The organism is Pontibacter rugosus, assembly GCF_042678745.1.
GTDB classification, from domain to species: Bacteria; Bacteroidota; Bacteroidia; order Cytophagales; family Hymenobacteraceae; genus Pontibacter; species Pontibacter rugosus.
Window position 1 is genome coordinate 1 of sequence record NZ_JBHTLD010000018.1, and the last position, 19,075, is coordinate 19,075.

Sequence of the window (19,075 nt, forward strand, 5' to 3'; positions counted from 1 at the left end):
AAAAGAAGAGTTAGATCAAAGAGAAGTTAATTGAGGATATAGCAGCAACTGTACTCCCAAAGAAGTAAAGGACTGGAGTGTGTATGTGTATCAATTTTTTATGATAAATAAATGCATGTTTACTTACCCATATGTTTCTTTAGTTCTCATCTTATTGCTCTTAATTCCCCGGAAACGCCATCCCATGCAGCCTTCTCTTCCCCAGCATATTTCCCTTTGCCTATGATTATGATTCAGTAACTTGTTTCTGTCATCAAACTTTTCACATTTACAAATTAAAGTCTGTACTTGACAGAAAAACCATAATTAGCAGGATCCCCAAGCCTAGTCGCCCCGAAGTTATAAGCGTAGGCTATGTATTTCTTGTCTCCCAGGTTTCTGCCCCAGAAAAACACATCTAACTTTCTTGACGAGATGCCGGCCCTGGCGTGGAGCAAACCATAAGCTTCCTGCTTTATCTGGTTGGTCAGGTCGAAGTACTGCTCTCCCAGGTAGTGCCATTCACCCCGTGCCACCAGTTGCCAGTTATGAGATCCACCCAGTTCAAAACCATATTGCAGAGCTAGCATGGAAGTTACCTCAGGTGTGAACAACTGCCTGTTGCCATTTAAAGAGACCTCTTCTCCGTCAGACACACCTTTCAAAGTTGTATAAACTGCATCTGTGTAGCCCCCATTATAGGTTAACTCCAACCCTTTTGCCAACGCGCTCGAAATTTCAAGCTCCACCCCTTTGCTGTCCAGTTTTCCCGCATTGCGAGTTATTACGATTGCCTCGGGTAGTACCAATGTAGGTACCTGGGCGTCTGCTACTTTCGTGTAGAAAGCAGCGAAGTTTATTCTCCATTTATTTTGCCGAAATGTATTCTTTATTCCTATTTCAAAGTTATTGCTGGTTTCAGGCTTGTAGGCGTAGAGCGGAGGCTGTGATGGATCTGAAGAGAGTTGGGTAATGCCACCGGCTCTATACCCGCGACTGTAGGTGCCATACAAATGGTTATTTTCCGTTATATGGAATGTCAGCCCGGCTTTTGGTGAAAATGCTGTAAAACTGTCCTCCGCAGCCGTGTCTGTTCTGGTAATAAAGGCATCTTCTCCATCCATCTGAAATTCGCCTTTGATGCCCTGCTTCTTGTTCTCGTAATCGTAACGGATGCCAGCTGTAATTTCAAATTTAGGATTCAAGACGTAAGTGCCTTGCCCATACAGCGCCGCACCATAGCTTTCCCCTTTGTTGGTACTGATACTTGTAAAGTTAGGAAATGGGGCACCAACCAGTTCGGCATCTTCGCCAAAGTGGACACCTTGTTTCACAGGACTGTAGTTATAAAAACCGTAAGCACCTGCTATCCACTGAAGGGCAGATGTAGTTGTACCAGGAGATGTTAAGCGAAATTCCTGTGTCTGCACCTGTACCCTGTTCCATTCATTGCCATAGTTGTTCACAATTGAGACACCATCAATTGGAGAAAAATCGCCGTCTAATGGATCATCATAGTACCTGTAGTTGGACTGGTAAGCCGTCTGCGATGTAAACATAAAGGTGCTGGTTGAATACCTGACGGACAGCGAAGCATTTAATGTGTTGTCTATCATTTCTCCAATAGCATTCTGGTTTACTTTGAAAGAGTTGACAAAAGCTTCTTCCGGGCTGAATACCAGCGGGAAAGCTCCCCTGTTTCTGTTGGTGATGTGCTTTAGATTTAAAGTAAAATCAAGTTTAGGTCCTGCCAGGAACTTCATGTAATAGTTCCCCATATATACCTTCTGTTTGTCAAAATCTGAGTCATCAAACTGGTTTTTATAATAGCCGTCCTGCCTCCTATATAGTCCTGCCACCCCAAAGAAAAGCCTGTCTTTAACAAGCGGAGCACGCAGTGCAGCACTGTAGCGCCACTGGCCGTAGTTGCCAATGCTAACTTCTGCAGAGCCCCCGATGTCATTAGTCGGTTCTTTTGTAATGATATGGATTACACCTCCCATAGCGTTTCTACCGTAAAGCGTTCCCTGTGGACCACGAAGTACTTCAATTCGCTCAATGTCTAGCAGTTCTGCCATGTAAGTATCTAACCCGAATTGATTCACACCATCAATGTAGGTCGCTACCGCAGGGTCATACGATGTGGTGGTAATGCCCCTGATGGAAGTTACATTCCGGTTGTCTCCAGGATCAGCCGTATATAAATTAGGGACAATGGCAGTAATTTCCCGACTGTTCCAAAGCCTGTAGTCCTGTACTTCTTTTGTCGAGAGAACTGAGATGCTGATAGGGATCTGCTGTGGGTCTTCCTCCCATTTCTGCGCGGTTACAGTTACTTCTCCCAGTTGTTTATTTGCCCCGACTAGCTGGATGTCTATTTCTATATTTTCTCTTTCGAGGTTTATGCGTCTGGTAACAGTTGCGTACCCGATGGCGCTAATCTGCACAATGTAATAGCCTGGTGGAATTTGATTGATAATAAATTCACCTTGGAAGCCTGTGCTAGTACCTATGTTAGTATTCAGTAGGTAAACTGATACTCCTGGAATAGCAGCACCGTGCTCATCCTGAACTTTGCCTGACAGACTGCTTAGAACCTGAGAACTTGCTGATGATATATACAGGAGAAGAAAGATGAGTGAAAAAAGTATGCTTTTTACCATATTAATGAGAGCTTGATGCTGAAATGTATTCGAAAGTTGAATTCACAAGAGCACATAAAAATGACCTGCCAATATGAAGTAGCTACAGTGTTGCTCTTATTTAATAAAATAAAACTTATCTACCTTCTGGAAATTCTTCATCTAACTCCTGAGCCAGCTAATAGACATACAGTGCAGTTTGACTCATATCTTTTACAGCGACTCCGTAATTTATAACATACAAGGCTCCATTAGGATCGATCCATATCCCAAACGACTACTCATTATCAACATCGCCAGCAGACTGTCTTGCATCACAAACTTTACACCTGTTAAAGATTCTCGCCCTGCAGAAAAGTCAAGCCCTCCGTACACATACCTTTGTGTTTACGTAAGGTTGCATCTATCCTACTATTGCCAAGTCTAATACCGTGATTTTCATACCCATTACCGGCAGTATACGTCCTACCAGTGACCTGCCCCGGCAACCCCTGTCAGGACAGTCAGGCAGCGGGTTCTTGTTATCGGCTGCGTTAAAGCAAGTGGTTCCTTCTTTCACGTTCCGGCCATAGTTAGCGCCTTTACTGATCACGTTCATCTCCTCGCGCAGCACCTGCCCCGCATCGCCGGCTATAATCATTCCGGTTTCTTTGTCAATGGAAAAGCGGTAAGGATTAGGCAGGCCGTAGGCGTCCACCGGGATCCCTTAATAGATTAAAACCCACCTACCACCACCAGTATAATGCCGAGCAACACAAAGAAGCGGTTCCGAATGGACCAGGAAACAATTTTTTCAATCATGCCGTGCCGCGTATAAAACCAGAGATATAGTAATATACGGGGCTTATGTTTTAATAAACAATGACAATGGTCATTAATTAAAAGAAGGGCGCATGGGTGACACTCCAGCACTATGTACTAACAGGCTGTGTCCGAAAAGCTTCTGATGGCTAATGTTAGCGGTTTTACAAGTCCTTGCCATTGATACCTATAACCCGAATGATTTCAGCCTTAAACCCTGCCTGCTTCACCACGTTTTCAATCTGTTGGGGATTCAAATCTGTACCAGAAACGCTCATCAACTTATCACGACTTTCTGTGTCAATGTGCCAGCGGCTTATACTTTCTTCATTATCCAGGAAAGGTGCTACCCTGGATATAGCTTCCTCATTCTCTACATTAGTTTTGAACTTGATTACTTCCATAGCAACATGTGTTTTTGCTTAAAATGAACGCGACTGGTTATACCAGGTTGTGCAACGGCTACGCTTGCCTGTATGTATTCATCAGGCATATTCGCTTACCTGCCTTCAAGCGGAATCTTTCCAAAAATTCTCTTATCTTACAGTATACTTTGTCTTATACTTATAAAGAATGAGAGCACCATTACAGCTTCTAACGTTTGTCATTTTTCTGATTTTAAATACCTCCTGTAGCAAAACAGAACAAGAAACGACAAACACCCTGCTCCTGGCAGGTCGTCAGCCACAGATCGCAGTAGATACAAAAGGGAATACCAGGGTAGTGTATGGCTTGGAAGACAGAATTTATTGCGTCACGTCCAAAGATAACGGACAAACCTTCTCAGAACCTGTACTGGTGGGGCAGCTGAAGGGCTTGTACCTGGGCATAATTACCTGAGATGGTTAACTAACCAATAAGCCAGCATCGACAAAGCCGTTGGTAACAAGCACTTGGCAAGCGAAGTATACATAACACCAAACACGGCGCGGTAAAGAAGTATGAACAGGAAAAAATCTTTAAGGTAAGTATAGCCCTGGCCATGGCCGGTGCAGTTTTGCTCGATGCCCTTATTCTGGAGAAGTATTTCTTTGATGTAAAATCCTTTGATATCGGCCGCAAAAGCAGCGGTAAAAAAATAAAACTGGCCCTTCTTACTGACCTGCATTTTAAGCAAAACTTACTCCCGCACCATCGTAAACTCGCAACTAAGCTTAACCAAATTAACCCAGACCTGCTCCTGATCGCCGGGGATACACTTGACTCTTCTGGAAGTATGGAGCCGGTTAAAAGTTTCTTCAGTTTGCTAAACCAAAGTATAAAAAAGGTAAGCATTCCAGGTAACAACGACTACAAAGCAAGTGCCGGCATAGATACCCTGGAACAGGTACTGCAAAAGTATAACTGCTATTTTCTGGTAAACGAGTCCAAAGCTTATACTTGGCTTTGGCCTTGGTGCTAAATGGGGAAGTATAGCAAGTGATTATGCTTTCGTCATTATATTAGTAGGTGCTGTTCTTCATATTAGTGGGATGTATTTAACACAGCTAAAAAAAACATTCAGCTCAACTGACCAGGTTGCAAGAATACTCTGGTATTCGGCATGGACTTGTCTTATTTTATTGGTAGGCCTTGTAGTATACCTGCTAACTGCAAACTAATTTTTATACACCCACTTCTCCTTCCAACAATCCACCGAGTGCCTCTACGTTTTCTATTCCTTATCTCTAGTCATGGATAAAAGGTTTGGCAAAATAAGCGTTGATACCGAAATACCATTGGAAGCATGTGGTATCGTATCGCAGGTAATTATTTTTTCAGCTCCTGCTGCTTTGAGCTCTTCGAATGCATTTTCAGCAAAAACAGCATGTACTCCTATGCAAATGGGGTTCTGGAAATCTGCCCGGATCAAGTGCTGAACGGTGATAATCATTGTTTTGGCCGTAGAGACAATGTCGTCTACTAAAACGGGCCGGTGGTGTTTCCAGGTGGAAACATCCGGGACTTTTATTTCTACCTGGCGGTCACCTTTTCTGACTTTTTCAAGCACTATGTAGGGTACCTCTGCTTCTCTAGCCACTTCCTTTACCCATTGCTCACTCTCACTGTCAGGCCCCACGATAAGCGCATTCTTCACATTATCTTTAATCCACTTCGAGATCAGGGGAGCCGCATGCAGCACAGTAACAGGAACCGTATATATCTCGCTCATACTGCCGCGTCGGTGGAGGTGTGGATCTATGGTAACGATCCAGTCGGTCAGCTGAGAAAGTAAGTGTGCAAAGTAACCTGAAGTAACTGCCTCTCCGGGGAGAAACTGTTTGTCCTGTCGCATATAGGCAAGGTAAGGGGCAACCAGTCCAACCTTTTTGGCACCCTGTTCTCTGGCAGCAAGGATGAAAAAATATAATGGTAAAAGTTTATCATCCGGATGATCCAACGTCATCACCAGCAGCACATTTTTATTCTGCACGTCAGAGAGAATCCGAACATAGCTTTCCCCATCCGGAAAGTGCCTGATAGTAGCACCACCACAAGGAATCTGCAACTGTTCAGAAAGTTGTGTTGCTAAGTTTTCATTTCCGGGTAATCCAAATACAAGCCAGTCCATAAGTATACTTTAGATGATGGTAATAATATCCTTTTCGTTGGCTATGTAATCCAGGGCATAGGATAACTCTCCCTCCGACTCTGCAAAAATGGTGTACAGCACCTCGTTTACTGCTACTTTCTTTCCTAACGGCGCAGCGAATAGAACGCCTGCTGCAGGATCATCTGGTGCGCCGGCAAGCTTGGCAACTTTTGCAAGCCGGCGGTTATCAATTTTGTTTACTGTGCCGGCTTTCTCCGTTTTAACCTGATAGCTAAATGCAGCAAAGGCAGGCATGGTAAAGCCTCCTTGCGCAAGACAGATAGCCTTAAACTTTTCAAAAGCTTTGCCTGATTCTAAAGCTTCCTTAGCGACCACAACACCTTGCCCGTTTGGCACTTCTCCTGCTAATTCCAGCAGGGCACCCGCTAATAGTACTGCTCTTTCCTTCAGGTCCTGGGGAGCAGAAGTATCGTTTTTAAGCACAGCTAGCACGTCCATTGCCTCTAAGGCGGGGCCTATGCCCCGGCCTACAGGTTGGTTGCCATCTGTTAGCACAACCTTTAACCGGAGCCCAACGGTGGCAGCTACTTTTTCCAGGCGTTCTTTAAGCGTCTCTGCTGTTTTGCGACTTCTTATTTTGGCAGTTTCACCAACGGGAATGTCTATGACGACATGCGTGGCGCCAGCCGAAACTTTTTTAGATAACACCGAGGCAATCAATTGTCCTTCACTGTCTATATCCAGTGCCCGTTCCACCCGAATAAGCAGATCATCTGCCGGACTTAATTTAACGGATCCACCCCAGGCAAAACATCCACCCTCTTTTTTAACAACCTGCTTAATTTCTTCAAGAGAGAGATTAACACGCGTAATAGTTTCCATGGTATCGGCTGTTCCTGCCGGCGAGGTAATAGCCCTTGATGAAGTTTTGGGAATTGTTAGCCCACAGGCGGCAACAATAGAAACTACTATAGGAGTGGTTCTATTTCCGGGCAGACCACCTACGCAGTGTTTGTCAGCTACTACAGGTATTCCCCAGTCAAGCCTTTCGCCCACCTCCACCATAGCCCTCGTCAGACCGGTAACTTCTTCTACACTCATTTTCCCGGCACAGCCTGTAATAAAAGCAGCTATATCCACATTCGAGTAATTCCCCTGAACTATATCCACCATGATTTCCTGAAGTGCGTTGAAGGTAAGCTTGTGTCCATAAATCTTGGACCGTACAGACTTCATTGATTCTACCGGAGGTATATGGGATAAAGTCAAGTAAGCCTCTTCGGACACCTGTAAAGCATCCCGGGCTCCTTTTGACAAACTGATTTCGCCTAGGGATAAAAGCTCGGACTCTATTACATTTAGACTAGCCACTATGGATTTGTCGTTGTTCGACACTTTTATGCGGGTTAAGGCTGAAAAGCCCTCTGATTTACATATGTGGCAATCTGAGCGCATATAGACCACATGCTCCTGCTGCGTGTCAATACCTAGTTTCTTGAATTTTAATTGATCGTGCATCATGTGACTATACCTCGTGAATGCTATACAAGGCAGAAAGCGTGGCCTCCCAGCCATAAACTTCTTTTATTTTGCTCTGCAGGGCTTCTGCAGCCGGCAATTCCCCGTGGACAATAAATATGGTTTCAGGGGTCTTCGTCAGTTTTCCTAACCATCTGATAAGTTCACTTTGGTCAGCATGCCCCGATAACCCTTCCATGTGTTTAACAGTTGCCCGCACAGGAAAATAACGGCCAAACATTTTCAGTTCTTGCGCTCCTTCCTGCAGCTGCCTGCCACGTGTCCCTTCCGCCTGGTAACCGATGAGCAAAATAGTTGCATCAGGATCATCCAGGTGTTTTTCTAGGTAGCTTAAAACCCTTCCGCCTGTCACCATGCCACTTCCGGCAATAATGATCTTCGGACCAGGAGTATTAACAGCACTTTTGCTTTCAGCTATGCTTTTTACCACCCTGATATTTTCGCACATTTCAGCACATTCTTCAGGGGACATCTTGTGCCACTCAGGGGCATGATGGAATATGTTTAGCACCGATCTTCCCATGGGGCTATCCATAATGATGGGTATGTCAGGCAGGCTGTTTTTTTGCTTCATTTTCCATAAAAGAAATAAAAAGCTCTGGGTACGTTCAACTGCAAAGCTTGGAATGATAAGAGGTCCTTTCTTTTCCCATACTTCCCAGATTAAGTTTTTTAGTTCAAGTTCAGCGTCTACAGCAGGATGCACGCGGTTACCATAGGTACTTTCTATAAGCAAAACATCCGCCTGCTTCGGCAAATGTGGAGGATAAAGCAGCATATCATTTTCCCGCCCGATGTCACCTGAAAAAACAAGCGTTTTCCCCTCTACCTCCAGCTCAATAAAGGTAGCGCCGATGATGTGCCCGTTATAGTTGAACCGAACCCGGATACCTGGGGATAAATCAACCCACACATCTAGTGGTTGTGATGAAAAATAAGCTATTGTGCGCTCTACATCCAGCAGGGTGTAAAGCGGCTTTGCCGGTTTATGTTTTGAATACCCCTGCTTATTTGCACGTGCAGCATCTTCTTCCTGAATTTTTGCGCTATCCTTTAAAATTATTTCGGTTATGCTCAGGGTGGGTGCTGTTCCTAAAACTCTCCCTTTGAATCCCATACTTACCAAGCGAGGCAAATATCCTGTGTGGTCAAGATGCGCATGCGTTAGTAGCACAAGGTCAATTTCCGATACCTGCAAAGGCAGCTCCTCCCAGTTTAAATCCCGCAGCTCTTTTAGTCCCTGGAACAAGCCACAGTCAATTAAAATTTGCTTGCCTGCGGCTTTGACAAGATATTTAGAACCGGTTACAGTACCTGCGGCTCCCAGGAACTGTATAGTTATTTTAGCGTCCATAACTTCTCATTTTAAAGTATTTTGATAAGCAGGATTATGACATAGCTCATACCCTTCTTTCAGGATAGTTGGGATTCGTTCTTGACTTATTCCCAGCTTGTGCAACAGCTCCTCATGATCGCATAGCTCCTGGCAAAGCACTATGTCGCTTTCTAGCAATTTGCCTTTTTCAGCTTTGGTAAGAGATGTCAGGCAGGTAATCGGATATAAACCTGCAGCATCAATCATTCCATTTAAGCTACGTTTAGGGGGATAGTTCCACCCAACCAGATGTAAGCCGGCGCAAGTCCCATACTGGATGGCATCACTGGTAAACCGGGTGTTGGTGACAACCCAACCCTGATGGAATTTTGTCCCATGTCCTGGTATCAATAGCCACTGTTTTTCTATATCCAGAAAACGAGACTGGATATAGAGTGGAATCTTAACATCGCATCGGAATCCAGGTCGGTTGTGGAACTTGCACTCTACCATAAAATGCTGATCTCCCATCAAGGCTATCACATCAATCTCATGGCTAACACAATGCCCCTGTATGATCTGCCCTACCTGCACATCAAACCCCTGGTATTTCAGAATCGCTCCAACATACCTTTCAAAGGGAAATCCGGAGGGACCTAATTCCATGATAGCAGCCTTTAACTTATATTTTCCTGCAACAGGCTGAGACTTATTAGCCAAAAGCACGAAGGCCTCTTCATATATTTGTTGCGTAGAAGAGCCAGGTACTAAATTTTTCCCTATCTGGTGAGCTATCTCATTTGCCAGTTTCTTTTCTGCCCCGGCCTTAACCAAGGACTTACGCAGTTTAACCTCCGAAAAAGGGACTTTTTCTCCTGATGCTTTTTGTATATACATAGTAGGCGACATTTTACTATTTCTTTTCTAAGTCTATTGTCTTTACTCTTCCGATTTTCTAAGTTTGGTTATCTCCAGAAACAACATCTAGATAGGTGAACAGGGCAATTACCTTTACATCATTTCGTTAAGCTCATTTACTCCAACTACCCCCTGCTCGAAACATTTTAAGTTATAGATGGTGGTGCGGGCAATATTTTGCAAAGCAGTGTCTGTTAAGAAAGCCTGGTGGCTGGTAATAAGTACATTTTGAAATGTCAGCAAACGGGCAATTACATCATCCTGCAGGATTTCTTCGGAATGATCTTCAAAAAACAGGTTCTGCTCTTCTTCGTACACATCTAGTCCTAAACTGCCAATCTGACCAGTTTTTAAACCCTGAATGACATCCTTCGTATTCACAAGGGCACCTCGGCTGGTATTGATCAGCATCACGCCTTTTTTCATTTTACTAATCCGTTCGGCATTGATCAAATACCTGGTCTGTTCGGTAAGAGGTGCATGCAGGGAGATAATGTCTGATTGGGTACAGAGGGTATCAACATCGGTATACTTAATTTTAAGGTGAAGAGCAAAGTGATAGTCCGGTAATGGATCGCTAACCAGGATTTCGCACCCAAAGCCACGCAGGATTGTTGCAACTACTTTACCGATCTTCCCTAATCCTATTATCCCCACAGTTTTGCGGTGCATATCGAAACCCACCAGCCCATCTAAAGAGAAATTAAGCTCCCTAACACGGGCATGTGCCTTTATTAGCTTCCGGTTCAGTGCCAACATAAGGGCCACGCTGTGTTCAGCTACAGCATAGGGGGAATATTCGGTCACACGGGCGACCCGCATTTGTAGCATGGCAGCTGCTTTTAAATCTACATGGTTGTAACCAGTAGAGCGCAACGCTAAAAACTGCACCCCTATTTCGGATAGCGCTTCCAGTACTGGCCGGGAGGCATCATCGCCGACAAAGATGGACACTGCCTGGCACCCCTGAGCCAGATTAACAGTTATAGCTGAGAGACGGGGTTTTAGGAAAAGAAGCTCATGCTTGGCGTCATTGGCCTGCTCCATAAAACTTCTCTCGAAGGTATGTGTACTGTACACGGCAACTTTCATAAATTATTGATATTCATTATATTGAGGCAATATATAGTCTGTTAGTCTTGTGATTATCCTTGACTGTCAGACTCTACTGTCCTAAGTAACACCATAATACATTATGTAACCGCCCCCGTTCTTTTCAAAACCTGAATGATCAGCAGGGAAAGAAAGCTAAAGCCAAGGCTGATGATCCAATCTCCAGCACTCATGGCATAAATCGACAATATATTTCTAAGTGGCTGTATGAAATACACAGTAGAAACTAACACAATGCATACGGCAAGCGCATACCATACATATTTGTTCTTTACCACTTCACTTTTAAAGAAAGCCACCTTTGCAGAGGCCATGTTGAACACGTGCCACAGCTGCGAGAACACCAGCGTGAAGAACAGGATGTTGTTACACAGTTGCGGGTTCCATAGCTCTGTTTGGTGGTACAAATAGTGACTGGCAAACACCGCACCCAGCACGCAGAACGTTATGACAGCGGCATAGGTAAAAATAGCCCTCCACTGCTTATTGTCAAGGATGGGAGTGTCCGGGTTCCGGGGCTTGTCTTTCATGATCAAATCATTCCCCTCGGTGACGCCTAAAGCCAAAGCCGGAAGCACATCGGTAACAAGATTTATAAAAAGAATTTGCAGCGGCACCAATGCAAAATGCAGGTTCAAAACAGAAGAAAAAGCGACCACGAACAACTCGCTGAGGTTGCAGGAAAGAAGATAAGCCACAAACTTCTTAATGTTCTCAAAAATGATCCTGCCTTGTTTAATGGCTACTACGATAGAAGTAAAAGAATCATCTTTTAAGACCATATCCGATACTTCCTGCGCCACCTGTGTGCCACGCAGGCCCATCGCAATACCAATGTCGGCCTTCTTTATCGCAGGCGCATCATTGACGCCATCCCCTGTCATCCCGACAATGTAGTTGCTCTCCTGCAGTAGTGTCACCAAGTCTATCTTCTGTTTGGGCGTAACACGAGCAAAAACTACGGTTTCCAACCACCTTTTTTTATCCTGATTAGTTAGGCCGGCATAATCCTTCATGTCTTTACCATGCATGATCGGGAGCTCATTTTTGCCTATAAGCCCTAGCTTTAAGGCAATGTTTCTTGCTGTGGCCGGGTGGTCGCCGGTTATCATGATGACTTTGATACCGGCGGACTTACATTCATCCAGGGCAGCTGATACTTCTAGTCGCGGAGGATCCAAAAGCCCGAGAACACCTGTAAAAACCAGCCCCTGTGTTAAGCTTTCTTGTAAGGAGGGTGCTTCCTTATAAGCAAAGGCCAGCAGCCGCAGGCCTTCCGACGCCAACTGCTCAGTCTGGGCAATCCAGGCTGCTTTCTGGCTGTCTGAAAAATCCTGCGGTCCTCCTTCCTGCAGAATCCAGGTGCATTTTAGTAATAGCTCTTCCACGGCTCCTTTGGCAAACACGATAGAAGTACTCCCGTTTTCATGGAGCGTAGCCATAACTTTCGTCTCAGAGGTAAATGCCTCTTCTCTTGTTTTGGGAAACTGCTCTCTTACCTGATGTATGTCTTTACCCTCAGCAGTAGAAAACTTCAGTAGGCCTACTTCCAGCGGATCCCCCACCTCTCGCAGAACATTATTTTTCAGCTCCAGGTTAGCCGTATTACAAAGAACAGCGGCATCCACAATCTTTTGAAAGTTAACTGAGTTTTGGACTTCCTTTGGAACTGCTACAGTCCCGTCAGGATAGTACATTACTTCCGCTCTACCGGAGGGTATTAGAATGGTGCTGACTGATATTATGTTCTGAGTAAGGGTTCCGGTTTTATCTGTACAGATCACATTGGTACCTCCAAGGGTTTCTACGGCAGCCAGCCTTTTAACAATCACATTATGTCTCGCCATCCGGAGCATACCCTGTGCCAGTGCCAGTGTAGCCACGATCGGCAGCCCTTCCGGAATGGCAGCCACCGCCAGCGCAATGGATACCTCAAGTACCTTCACCCATTCAGCGCCCTGCGCCAGACCGGCAAAGAAAATCACTATTACCAGCCCCACGGTTATCCAGATCAGTTTTTTGCTGAGTTGTTCCAGCTTTTTCTCTAAAGGGGTGGCGGCTTGTTTGGCCTGTTGTACCATGGAAGCTATCTTGCCAAGCTCTGTGCCCATGCCGGTTCCAGTCACTAAGGCATACGCGTTCCCCTTGGTCACAAACGTTCCTTTAAAGAGCATGTTAACCCGCTCAGCCAGTGGCACCTCCCCTGCTAACACTGCTCCGTTTTTTGCCACAGGAAGTGATTCTCCGGTTAATGCAGACTCATCCACCTCCAGCTGTGTGGCGTTGAAAATGCGCGCATCAGCCAGAATCATGTCCCCAGCTTCCACATAAAGCACATCGCCTGGCACTACATTTTCGGAAGGTACCTCCTGAAGACTGCCATCGCGAATGACCTTGGCTGACAGAGAGACCATATGTTTCAGGGCATTCATGGAGCGATTGGCCTGGTGCTCCATATAAAATCCGATCAATGCATTGATGATGATCACGGCCAGGATAGCCGTTCCATCCAGCCATTCCTTAAAAAGGAAAGATAACCCGGCAGCGACTACCAACAGCAATACCATTGGGCTCATGAATTGCTGCAAAAGCATGGCACCAATACTTTTCTGCTTTTCAGATTGGATAGTATTCTGCCCATATTGCACTAACAGCTTTTCTGCTTCTTCGCCCGAAAGCCCCCGCTGTACCTCTGAGTGCATTTCGGCGGCAAGAACAGCAGTGTCTTTTGTGTATGGTTGTTGAGCGATCATATTTCCTTTTATTATGCTGAACTTCCCTTCGGGTGAAAGCTTAAGCTACTTTCTATCACTTGCTGTGTAATCAAGCATTGTATAACTTCTCGTAGTACTCCTGAGCCATGCGATCAGAGTCAAAATATGGCATGATGTCCTGCATGCTATTCTTTATGATTGACAACCACTTCTCCTGTTGGTTATAGTATAATGGCAGAATATCGTGCTGAAGTGTATCCATAATATTGGTTGCGTCTACCCTGTTTTGCTCGTGCCATGGCAGCGTGGGGTCTACAGTAGGTACCATGAACCCATTGCTGCCATGCTGGATGAATTCCGGCACCCAACCATCGGCAGTTGAAAGCAAAACAGCACCATTCATGGCAGCTGACATACCACTTGTGCCCGACGCCTCATGCGTTACCAGCGGGTTGCTTAGCCACAGGTCTGCCCCCTGTTTCAGGAGTTGTGACAGTTTGAGCTCATACCCCACCAGTACGGAGCAGTGGTGATACTTTTTACTATGATGTACCAGTCTATCAAACACAGAAATAGCAGTATAATCTGTCGGGTATGGCTTCCCTGCCCATATTACTTGAACAGGTTTATCGGGGTCAGTTATCATCTGCTCATAGCGTGCCATATCTTCCATGATCAGGTCTGCCCGTTTATAGGCTGCAAAGCGCCGTGCCCAAACGATTGTAAAGACATTCTCGTCCAGCAAATCACCTGTTTGATCGGCCACTACCTCTAATAGCTGTTTTTTAAGTTGCCGCTTCCTTAGAAAGAGCTTTTCGTCGTCCCCTTGCTGGAGGGCCTCATACATAGGCTGATCTGCCCAGTAAGCATAGCTTTGTGCGTTGGTGATGTAGGTGATAGGGCAAATTCCCGGGTGACCACCCCATAGCGTTTGAACTACCTCCCCGTGCATACGGGAAACGGCATTTGCCTTTCGGGCTAAGCGTAAGGCAGCCAGTGTATGGTCAAAGGTATCCCCTTTTATACCCGTGATGTGCCTTACCTCCTCCAAAGGCAGGTAGGTGAAGTAGCCCATCTTATCCAGCAGCCGTATGTCCGTTTTCTCATTCCCGGCTGCTTCGGGTGTATGTGTGGTAAACACTAACCGTTTCCTGACCTCCTCTACCTTTTTGTATTTATGAAATAAGGAGAAAGCAAGTGGCAGTGCGTGTGCCTCGTTGAGGTGATATACATCCGGGGCAAGCTCTAAAATTTCCAGCAATTTATGCCCCCCTGCCCCAAGTAGAATACTTGCCGCAATTTTGGCTTCCTGATTCGTGTCATACAGCTTATGCGTGATAGTTTGAGCCAGGTAGTCGTTTTCGGGCAGATCAGTAGTCAGGAAAAAGATAGGGATAGTATTTAAAACGTGTGGGGCAAGGTATAGAACACCTACCTGAACAGGGTTATGATTTATGGTAACCTCAAACCGAATGTCTGTTTTCTGCAGAAAAGAATAAATTTTTTCCAGAAACAGGACGTCCATGGTCTGGTCTGACTTATGTACCTGATCATAGTATCCGTACTTCCAATAAATGCCTATCCCTACCATGTTCTGCTTTAAATGGTGGGCACTCCGCATATGTGAGCCAGCCAGAAAGCCCAACCCCCCACTATACACCTTGAGGTATTGTTCAATGGCGAACTCCATCGAGAAGTAAGCCACACGCTTCTGGTATGCGGCAGGATAAACGTAAGAATGCAATTCCCTTTTAAAGTCCATCATAGCATTAATTTTTATGGTAAATACTCGCTTGACCAAGCCTCCCGATGTATCAAACTTAGCAGCAGAGATATAAGCCGGTAGCAGATCCCGCTTATGCGAAACTACATCTTCATGCCGCCCATGCCGGTGCCGCTCTTCAGCACCTGGGCACCCTTAAGGGCATAGGCGCCGGTAGCCACCACCACTTCGCCCTCTTCTATGCCGCTGAGCACTTCCACTTCCAGTTTGTTCTGTATACCTGTATCTATGGCCCTGTTCTCGTACATGCCGTCAGCTGTTTTTACCCAGGCCGTTGTCATGCTCCCAATTAAAATGGCGGATTTGGGTATGACCAAGGCACGTTTCTCATTCCTGCGTACGCTCAGGTATGCCATCATGCCTGGCTTGATATTATTTCCTTGATTCTTAATCATGAAGCGCACCAGGCTGATTTTCTGCCCGGGTTCCACCGTTGGGTTATCAAATACCGGAACCGCTGTATATGTCTCATTCGGAAAAGCCTCAAACGTAACGAGAACGGAGGGTTGCTTGCTTAGCCAGTGCAGTTCGCTGGTGTACATCTGAGATTCGATCCATAAAGCTGAGACATCCGCAATCCGGAACAAAGGTGCCCCCGTCTCCACATACTGGCCCTGGCTTACCGGCAATTCTGTCAAATAACCGGATGTAGGGCTGTAAAAGGTGACGAGTGATGAGGCTTCTCCGCTTTTCTCTATTTCCCGCACCTGTGCCGCTGTCAGCCCATATAGCAGCAAGCGCTGACGCGCACCTTCCACCAGTTGGTTCATCACCTCCTGCGTAGCGCCGAACTTTTCTTGCTGCTGCAAGGCATTTAGCAGCTCTTTTTCAAGCGAAAGCAGTTCTTCACTGTACAATGCGTACAGCGACTGGCCCTGCCTTACCCGCTCCAATGGGTTGCGCACGAATAACCTATCTATCCGGCCCCGTACGCGGGAGGTGACCACTACTACCTTTCTTTCATCAAAGGCCGTTGTACCCACCAGCGTCGTTGTTTCACTTATCGGTTTAATCCTTGCCGTGTCAAGGGTGATATTAGCATATAGTTCCTCACGTTTGCTGAGTGTAATCATATCCATGTCCCCGGCAGCGCTGCTGGCCTCATGTGCCGGATGTGGCTCCTTGTCGCCTGAACAGGAAACGATTAGCATGATTCCCGGAAAAAGTGCCCACCTGCCTATAGTTGCTAATTCTATTTTCATAATTCCCGACTTGAATATTGTATGATGGTTTCACTGTCAACCAGGTAAGCGGCATCCAGAGCTATCCAGTCCTGTGCCTTCAGGCCTTCAGTTATCTCTACCCTCTCCTTATCACGGTGGCCAACACGGACAGCCCTTGCCTGAAAAATGCTACTTCCACTCTCTGTCACTCCTGTCCGTACCCACACAATGGCTGTTCTGCCCACGTAATAAACACTGGTGGCCGGCACCACAGGCGACGTCCTCTGAACATAGGCTTTTGCCGTGAGCAAAGAGTTCTGCTTCAGCTGGCGATTGGGGTTGGGCAGGTACAGGCGCACCTGCGTAAATTTTTGTCCGCTGGAGTACACCGGCTCCACCATGCCGATAACTGCACGAATGGGTCTCTCCGGGAACAGCTCGCTTGTAACCACGGTCTCCCGCCCCGGTTCAAGGACAGACCCTGCTTCGCTGGTAAAAGCGACGACGCCCCAGGCTTCCAGGAAGTCGTTTACCCAGAATACCGTCTGGTCTTTGCTCACATACATGCCCTCTCTAATGCTGTTATCGGGTAAGACGGTGCCGGAACTGCCGGTGGAGCGGCCGGCTGCAGCCATTCCCCCCATACCCCCGCTTTCTGTACCGGCTCCGGCGCCCATACCACCCCCAGAGCCGGAGGGGCTAAACAACACGTATCCTTCGTAGGGACTGTAAACGGAAATGGTAAAAGGTGCCCGGCCACTGCGGGTAAACTGATTTATCTGAGCCTCTGTCAATCCCAGGAGCCTCAATTTCTGCCTTGCCTTGTCGAGCAGCACCGGATCCTTGCTTTGGCGGCTGACAAATAAAAACTCCTCTACAAACGTGTTCAGTTCCGGGCTGTAGAGCTCCATCAGCTTCTCTCCTTTCCGTACATACTGGTAGTTATACTTTATATACAGCCGCTCGATGCGACCACCGACACGCACCGCAATCTTTCGGCTGCGCCGCTGGTCAAAATCGACATAGCCATTACCGGAAAAGCTGTACCGCATGCTGCTGTCGCCTGCCTGCACCACTGCCTGCCTGGAAATAACAGTTTGATTAGCAGGAAAGGTATTCCAATAGGCTTCATCCATGCTGTCTGCTGTTTGCTCCTTTCCGGCACCATGCTGAGATGAATCTCCCTGATGCCCCTGTTGGTATTCCTCTTCGGGGTTCGTCCCACAAGCCACCATTACCAGCAACAGGAAAGCCATAATGACTGTCGCCGAGCACCGTTTCGTTCCTAACTGGATACTTTTTCTCATGGCCTTAGTTGATTTCCCGTTGGTATTCGTACTCAGCCTGCAGGTTGAATACCTGCCCCAACTTATCGATGCGTTCCAGTTCTTTCATCAGCAGCATGTTCCAGGCATCCAGCAGCACAAAGAAGCTTCCGGTGTTCTGTCGGTAGGCCAGCAGATTACTTTCCAGGTTGTTGCGGTAGGCCGGCAGAATGCTCGTGTCGTAGTTTTGCAACTGGCGGCTTTCGTAAACAAGCATGGTGATCCGCTCCCGGATCATTTGGTTGGCCATCAGTTGCATGGTTGCTTTTTCATTCTCCATGGCCTGTATCTCGAACTCCATCGAACGTACTTCAGACTTGTACATCCGGGATGACCAGGGGACAATAGGGACTGTGACCATGCCCATTATGGAAAATGTGTTTGGCATTTCCTTCATCTGGCTGTGATTGAACTGAATACCAAAGTCAGGCTTGGCACCGGTAGCCATCAACCGTTGATTGCTGCGCATGGACTGGATACGACTCTCAACCGCCAGAATATCGCTACGCTTCAGGAAAGACGAATCGGCCAATAACGCATAATCGCTATGGTAGTCGGTTGGCTGTAAGACAGAATCGATTAGAAAAGGCGTGTTTACCTCCCGGCTCATCAGCGTGTTGAGGCCTATACTGCTCTCGGCCACCTGCGACCGTAGCATGGTCTCCATATTGTTCAGTTCGCTCAACAGGGCCTCTGCCTTGAACACCGTGGGTAGGTCAGCCTGATTATAGACGTACCTGTCCTTTGCTGTTGTAATCAGCATCCTCAGTAAGTCGCCGTACTCGCTTATCACCTCTATTTTCTTTTCGGCTGTGTAGCGGCGGTAGTAGTAAAAACGCGCCGTGTAGTGCAGCACGTTTTTCGCCCACATTTCTTCTTGCCGCAAAACATTCTCCTGCGAGAGGATGTAGCTTTTCCGGGCATTGAGCTTAGCTGGGTTGGGGATCATCTGCTGCACTGACACCATATAGCCCGCCAGATTGACTGGCATGGACTCCACCATCTCCTTCCGGTACGGGAACTGGTCCAGGGCCAGCGAAACAGTGGGTGGCATCCAGCTTTTTGCCCCCTCGGCCAAGGCCCTGACGCTTCTTATCCTGTTCTCGTAGAGGCGCAACTGTGGGTAAGTTTCATCAATATGCTCAAAGACCTGTGGCAAAGAAAGACGCACCGTATCCTGCGCCCGAAGAGAGGCGACGACAACCAAAAGACCGATTAACAACAGACTTATCCTTTTCATGCTCGTCTCT

General features: G+C 46.6%; 15 protein-coding genes. 2 read left to right on the top strand and 13 right to left on the bottom strand.

What is annotated here, in order from left to right; genetic code table 11:
- Positions 1 to 275 precede the first annotated feature (275 nt).
- From ACFQ2O_RS03645 to ACFQ2O_RS03655, 3 genes are all read right to left on the bottom strand, one after another.
- On the bottom strand, positions 276 to 2,642 hold the full coding sequence (locus ACFQ2O_RS03645) for a TonB-dependent receptor (RefSeq protein WP_377523049.1): 2,367 nt from the start codon (positions 2,640 to 2,642) through the stop codon (positions 276 to 278).
- Between the two features lie 382 nt (positions 2,643 to 3,024).
- Entirely contained in the window at positions 3,025 to 3,318 is a 294-nt protein-coding gene (locus ACFQ2O_RS03650; RefSeq protein WP_377523050.1) for a hypothetical protein, read from the bottom strand.
- 268 nt (positions 3,319 to 3,586) lie between these two features.
- Positions 3,587 to 3,826, bottom strand: coding sequence for a copper chaperone (locus ACFQ2O_RS03655; RefSeq protein ID WP_377523051.1), 240 nt, complete (start codon positions 3,824 to 3,826; stop codon positions 3,587 to 3,589).
- A 169-nt stretch (positions 3,827 to 3,995) separates the two neighbouring features.
- Here ACFQ2O_RS03655 and ACFQ2O_RS03660 point away from each other — a divergent pair, with 169 nt between their 5' ends.
- Complete coding sequence (locus ACFQ2O_RS03660; protein ID WP_377523052.1) at positions 3,996 to 4,262, top strand: hypothetical protein; 267 nt, start codon at positions 3,996 to 3,998, stop codon at positions 4,260 to 4,262.
- 142 nt (positions 4,263 to 4,404) lie between these two features.
- On the top strand, positions 4,405 to 4,824 hold the full coding sequence (locus tag ACFQ2O_RS03665; protein WP_377523053.1) for a metallophosphoesterase: 420 nt from the start codon (positions 4,405 to 4,407) through the stop codon (positions 4,822 to 4,824).
- Positions 4,825 to 5,076: 252 nt separating this feature from the next.
- Here ACFQ2O_RS03665 and ACFQ2O_RS03670 read toward each other — a convergent pair whose 3' ends face one another.
- The 10 genes from ACFQ2O_RS03670 to ACFQ2O_RS03715 form a co-directional block, all read right to left on the bottom strand.
- The gene (locus ACFQ2O_RS03670; protein ID WP_377523054.1) at positions 5,077 to 5,973 is read right to left on the bottom strand and encodes a ribose-phosphate pyrophosphokinase; all 897 of its coding nucleotides are present in this window, start codon (positions 5,971 to 5,973) and stop codon (positions 5,077 to 5,079) included.
- Between the two features lie 9 nt (positions 5,974 to 5,982).
- Complete coding sequence (locus ACFQ2O_RS03675) at positions 5,983 to 7,476, bottom strand: thymidine phosphorylase family protein (RefSeq protein ID WP_377523055.1); 1,494 nt, start codon at positions 7,474 to 7,476, stop codon at positions 5,983 to 5,985.
- A 4-nt stretch (positions 7,477 to 7,480) separates the two neighbouring features.
- Positions 7,481 to 8,848, bottom strand: coding sequence for an MBL fold metallo-hydrolase RNA specificity domain-containing protein (locus ACFQ2O_RS03680; RefSeq protein ID WP_377523056.1), 1,368 nt, complete (start codon positions 8,846 to 8,848; stop codon positions 7,481 to 7,483).
- Positions 8,849 to 8,854: 6 nt separating this feature from the next.
- On the bottom strand, positions 8,855 to 9,706 hold the full coding sequence (locus tag ACFQ2O_RS03685; RefSeq protein WP_377523057.1) for an ATPase: 852 nt from the start codon (positions 9,704 to 9,706) through the stop codon (positions 8,855 to 8,857).
- Positions 9,707 to 9,820: 114 nt separating this feature from the next.
- The gene (locus ACFQ2O_RS03690; RefSeq protein ID WP_377523058.1) at positions 9,821 to 10,819 is read right to left on the bottom strand and encodes a 2-hydroxyacid dehydrogenase; all 999 of its coding nucleotides are present in this window, start codon (positions 10,817 to 10,819) and stop codon (positions 9,821 to 9,823) included.
- Between the two features lie 101 nt (positions 10,820 to 10,920).
- Positions 10,921 to 13,593: a cation-translocating P-type ATPase gene (locus ACFQ2O_RS03695; protein ID WP_377523059.1), complete on the bottom strand. Its 2,673-nt coding sequence runs from the start codon at positions 13,591 to 13,593 to the stop codon at positions 10,921 to 10,923.
- Between the two features lie 70 nt (positions 13,594 to 13,663).
- Positions 13,664 to 15,319 carry an alpha-glucan family phosphorylase gene (gene glgP / locus ACFQ2O_RS03700; protein WP_377523060.1) on the bottom strand — a complete coding sequence of 552 codons (1,656 nt, stop codon included), beginning with the start codon at positions 15,317 to 15,319 and terminating at the stop codon, positions 13,664 to 13,666.
- A 101-nt stretch (positions 15,320 to 15,420) separates the two neighbouring features.
- Positions 15,421 to 16,539 (bottom strand): efflux RND transporter periplasmic adaptor subunit, encoded by a 1,119-nt coding sequence (locus ACFQ2O_RS03705; RefSeq protein ID WP_377523061.1) that lies wholly within the window; start codon positions 16,537 to 16,539, stop codon positions 15,421 to 15,423.
- Positions 16,536 to 17,807 carry an efflux RND transporter periplasmic adaptor subunit gene (locus ACFQ2O_RS03710; protein WP_377523062.1) on the bottom strand — a complete coding sequence of 424 codons (1,272 nt, stop codon included), beginning with the start codon at positions 17,805 to 17,807 and terminating at the stop codon, positions 16,536 to 16,538. Before ACFQ2O_RS03710 ends, ACFQ2O_RS03705 begins: the two co-directional genes overlap by 4 nt.
- A gap of 4 nt (positions 17,808 to 17,811) precedes the next feature.
- The gene (locus tag ACFQ2O_RS03715; protein ID WP_377523063.1) at positions 17,812 to 19,065 is read right to left on the bottom strand and encodes a TolC family protein; all 1,254 of its coding nucleotides are present in this window, start codon (positions 19,063 to 19,065) and stop codon (positions 17,812 to 17,814) included.
- Positions 19,066 to 19,075: the final 10 nt, after the last annotated feature.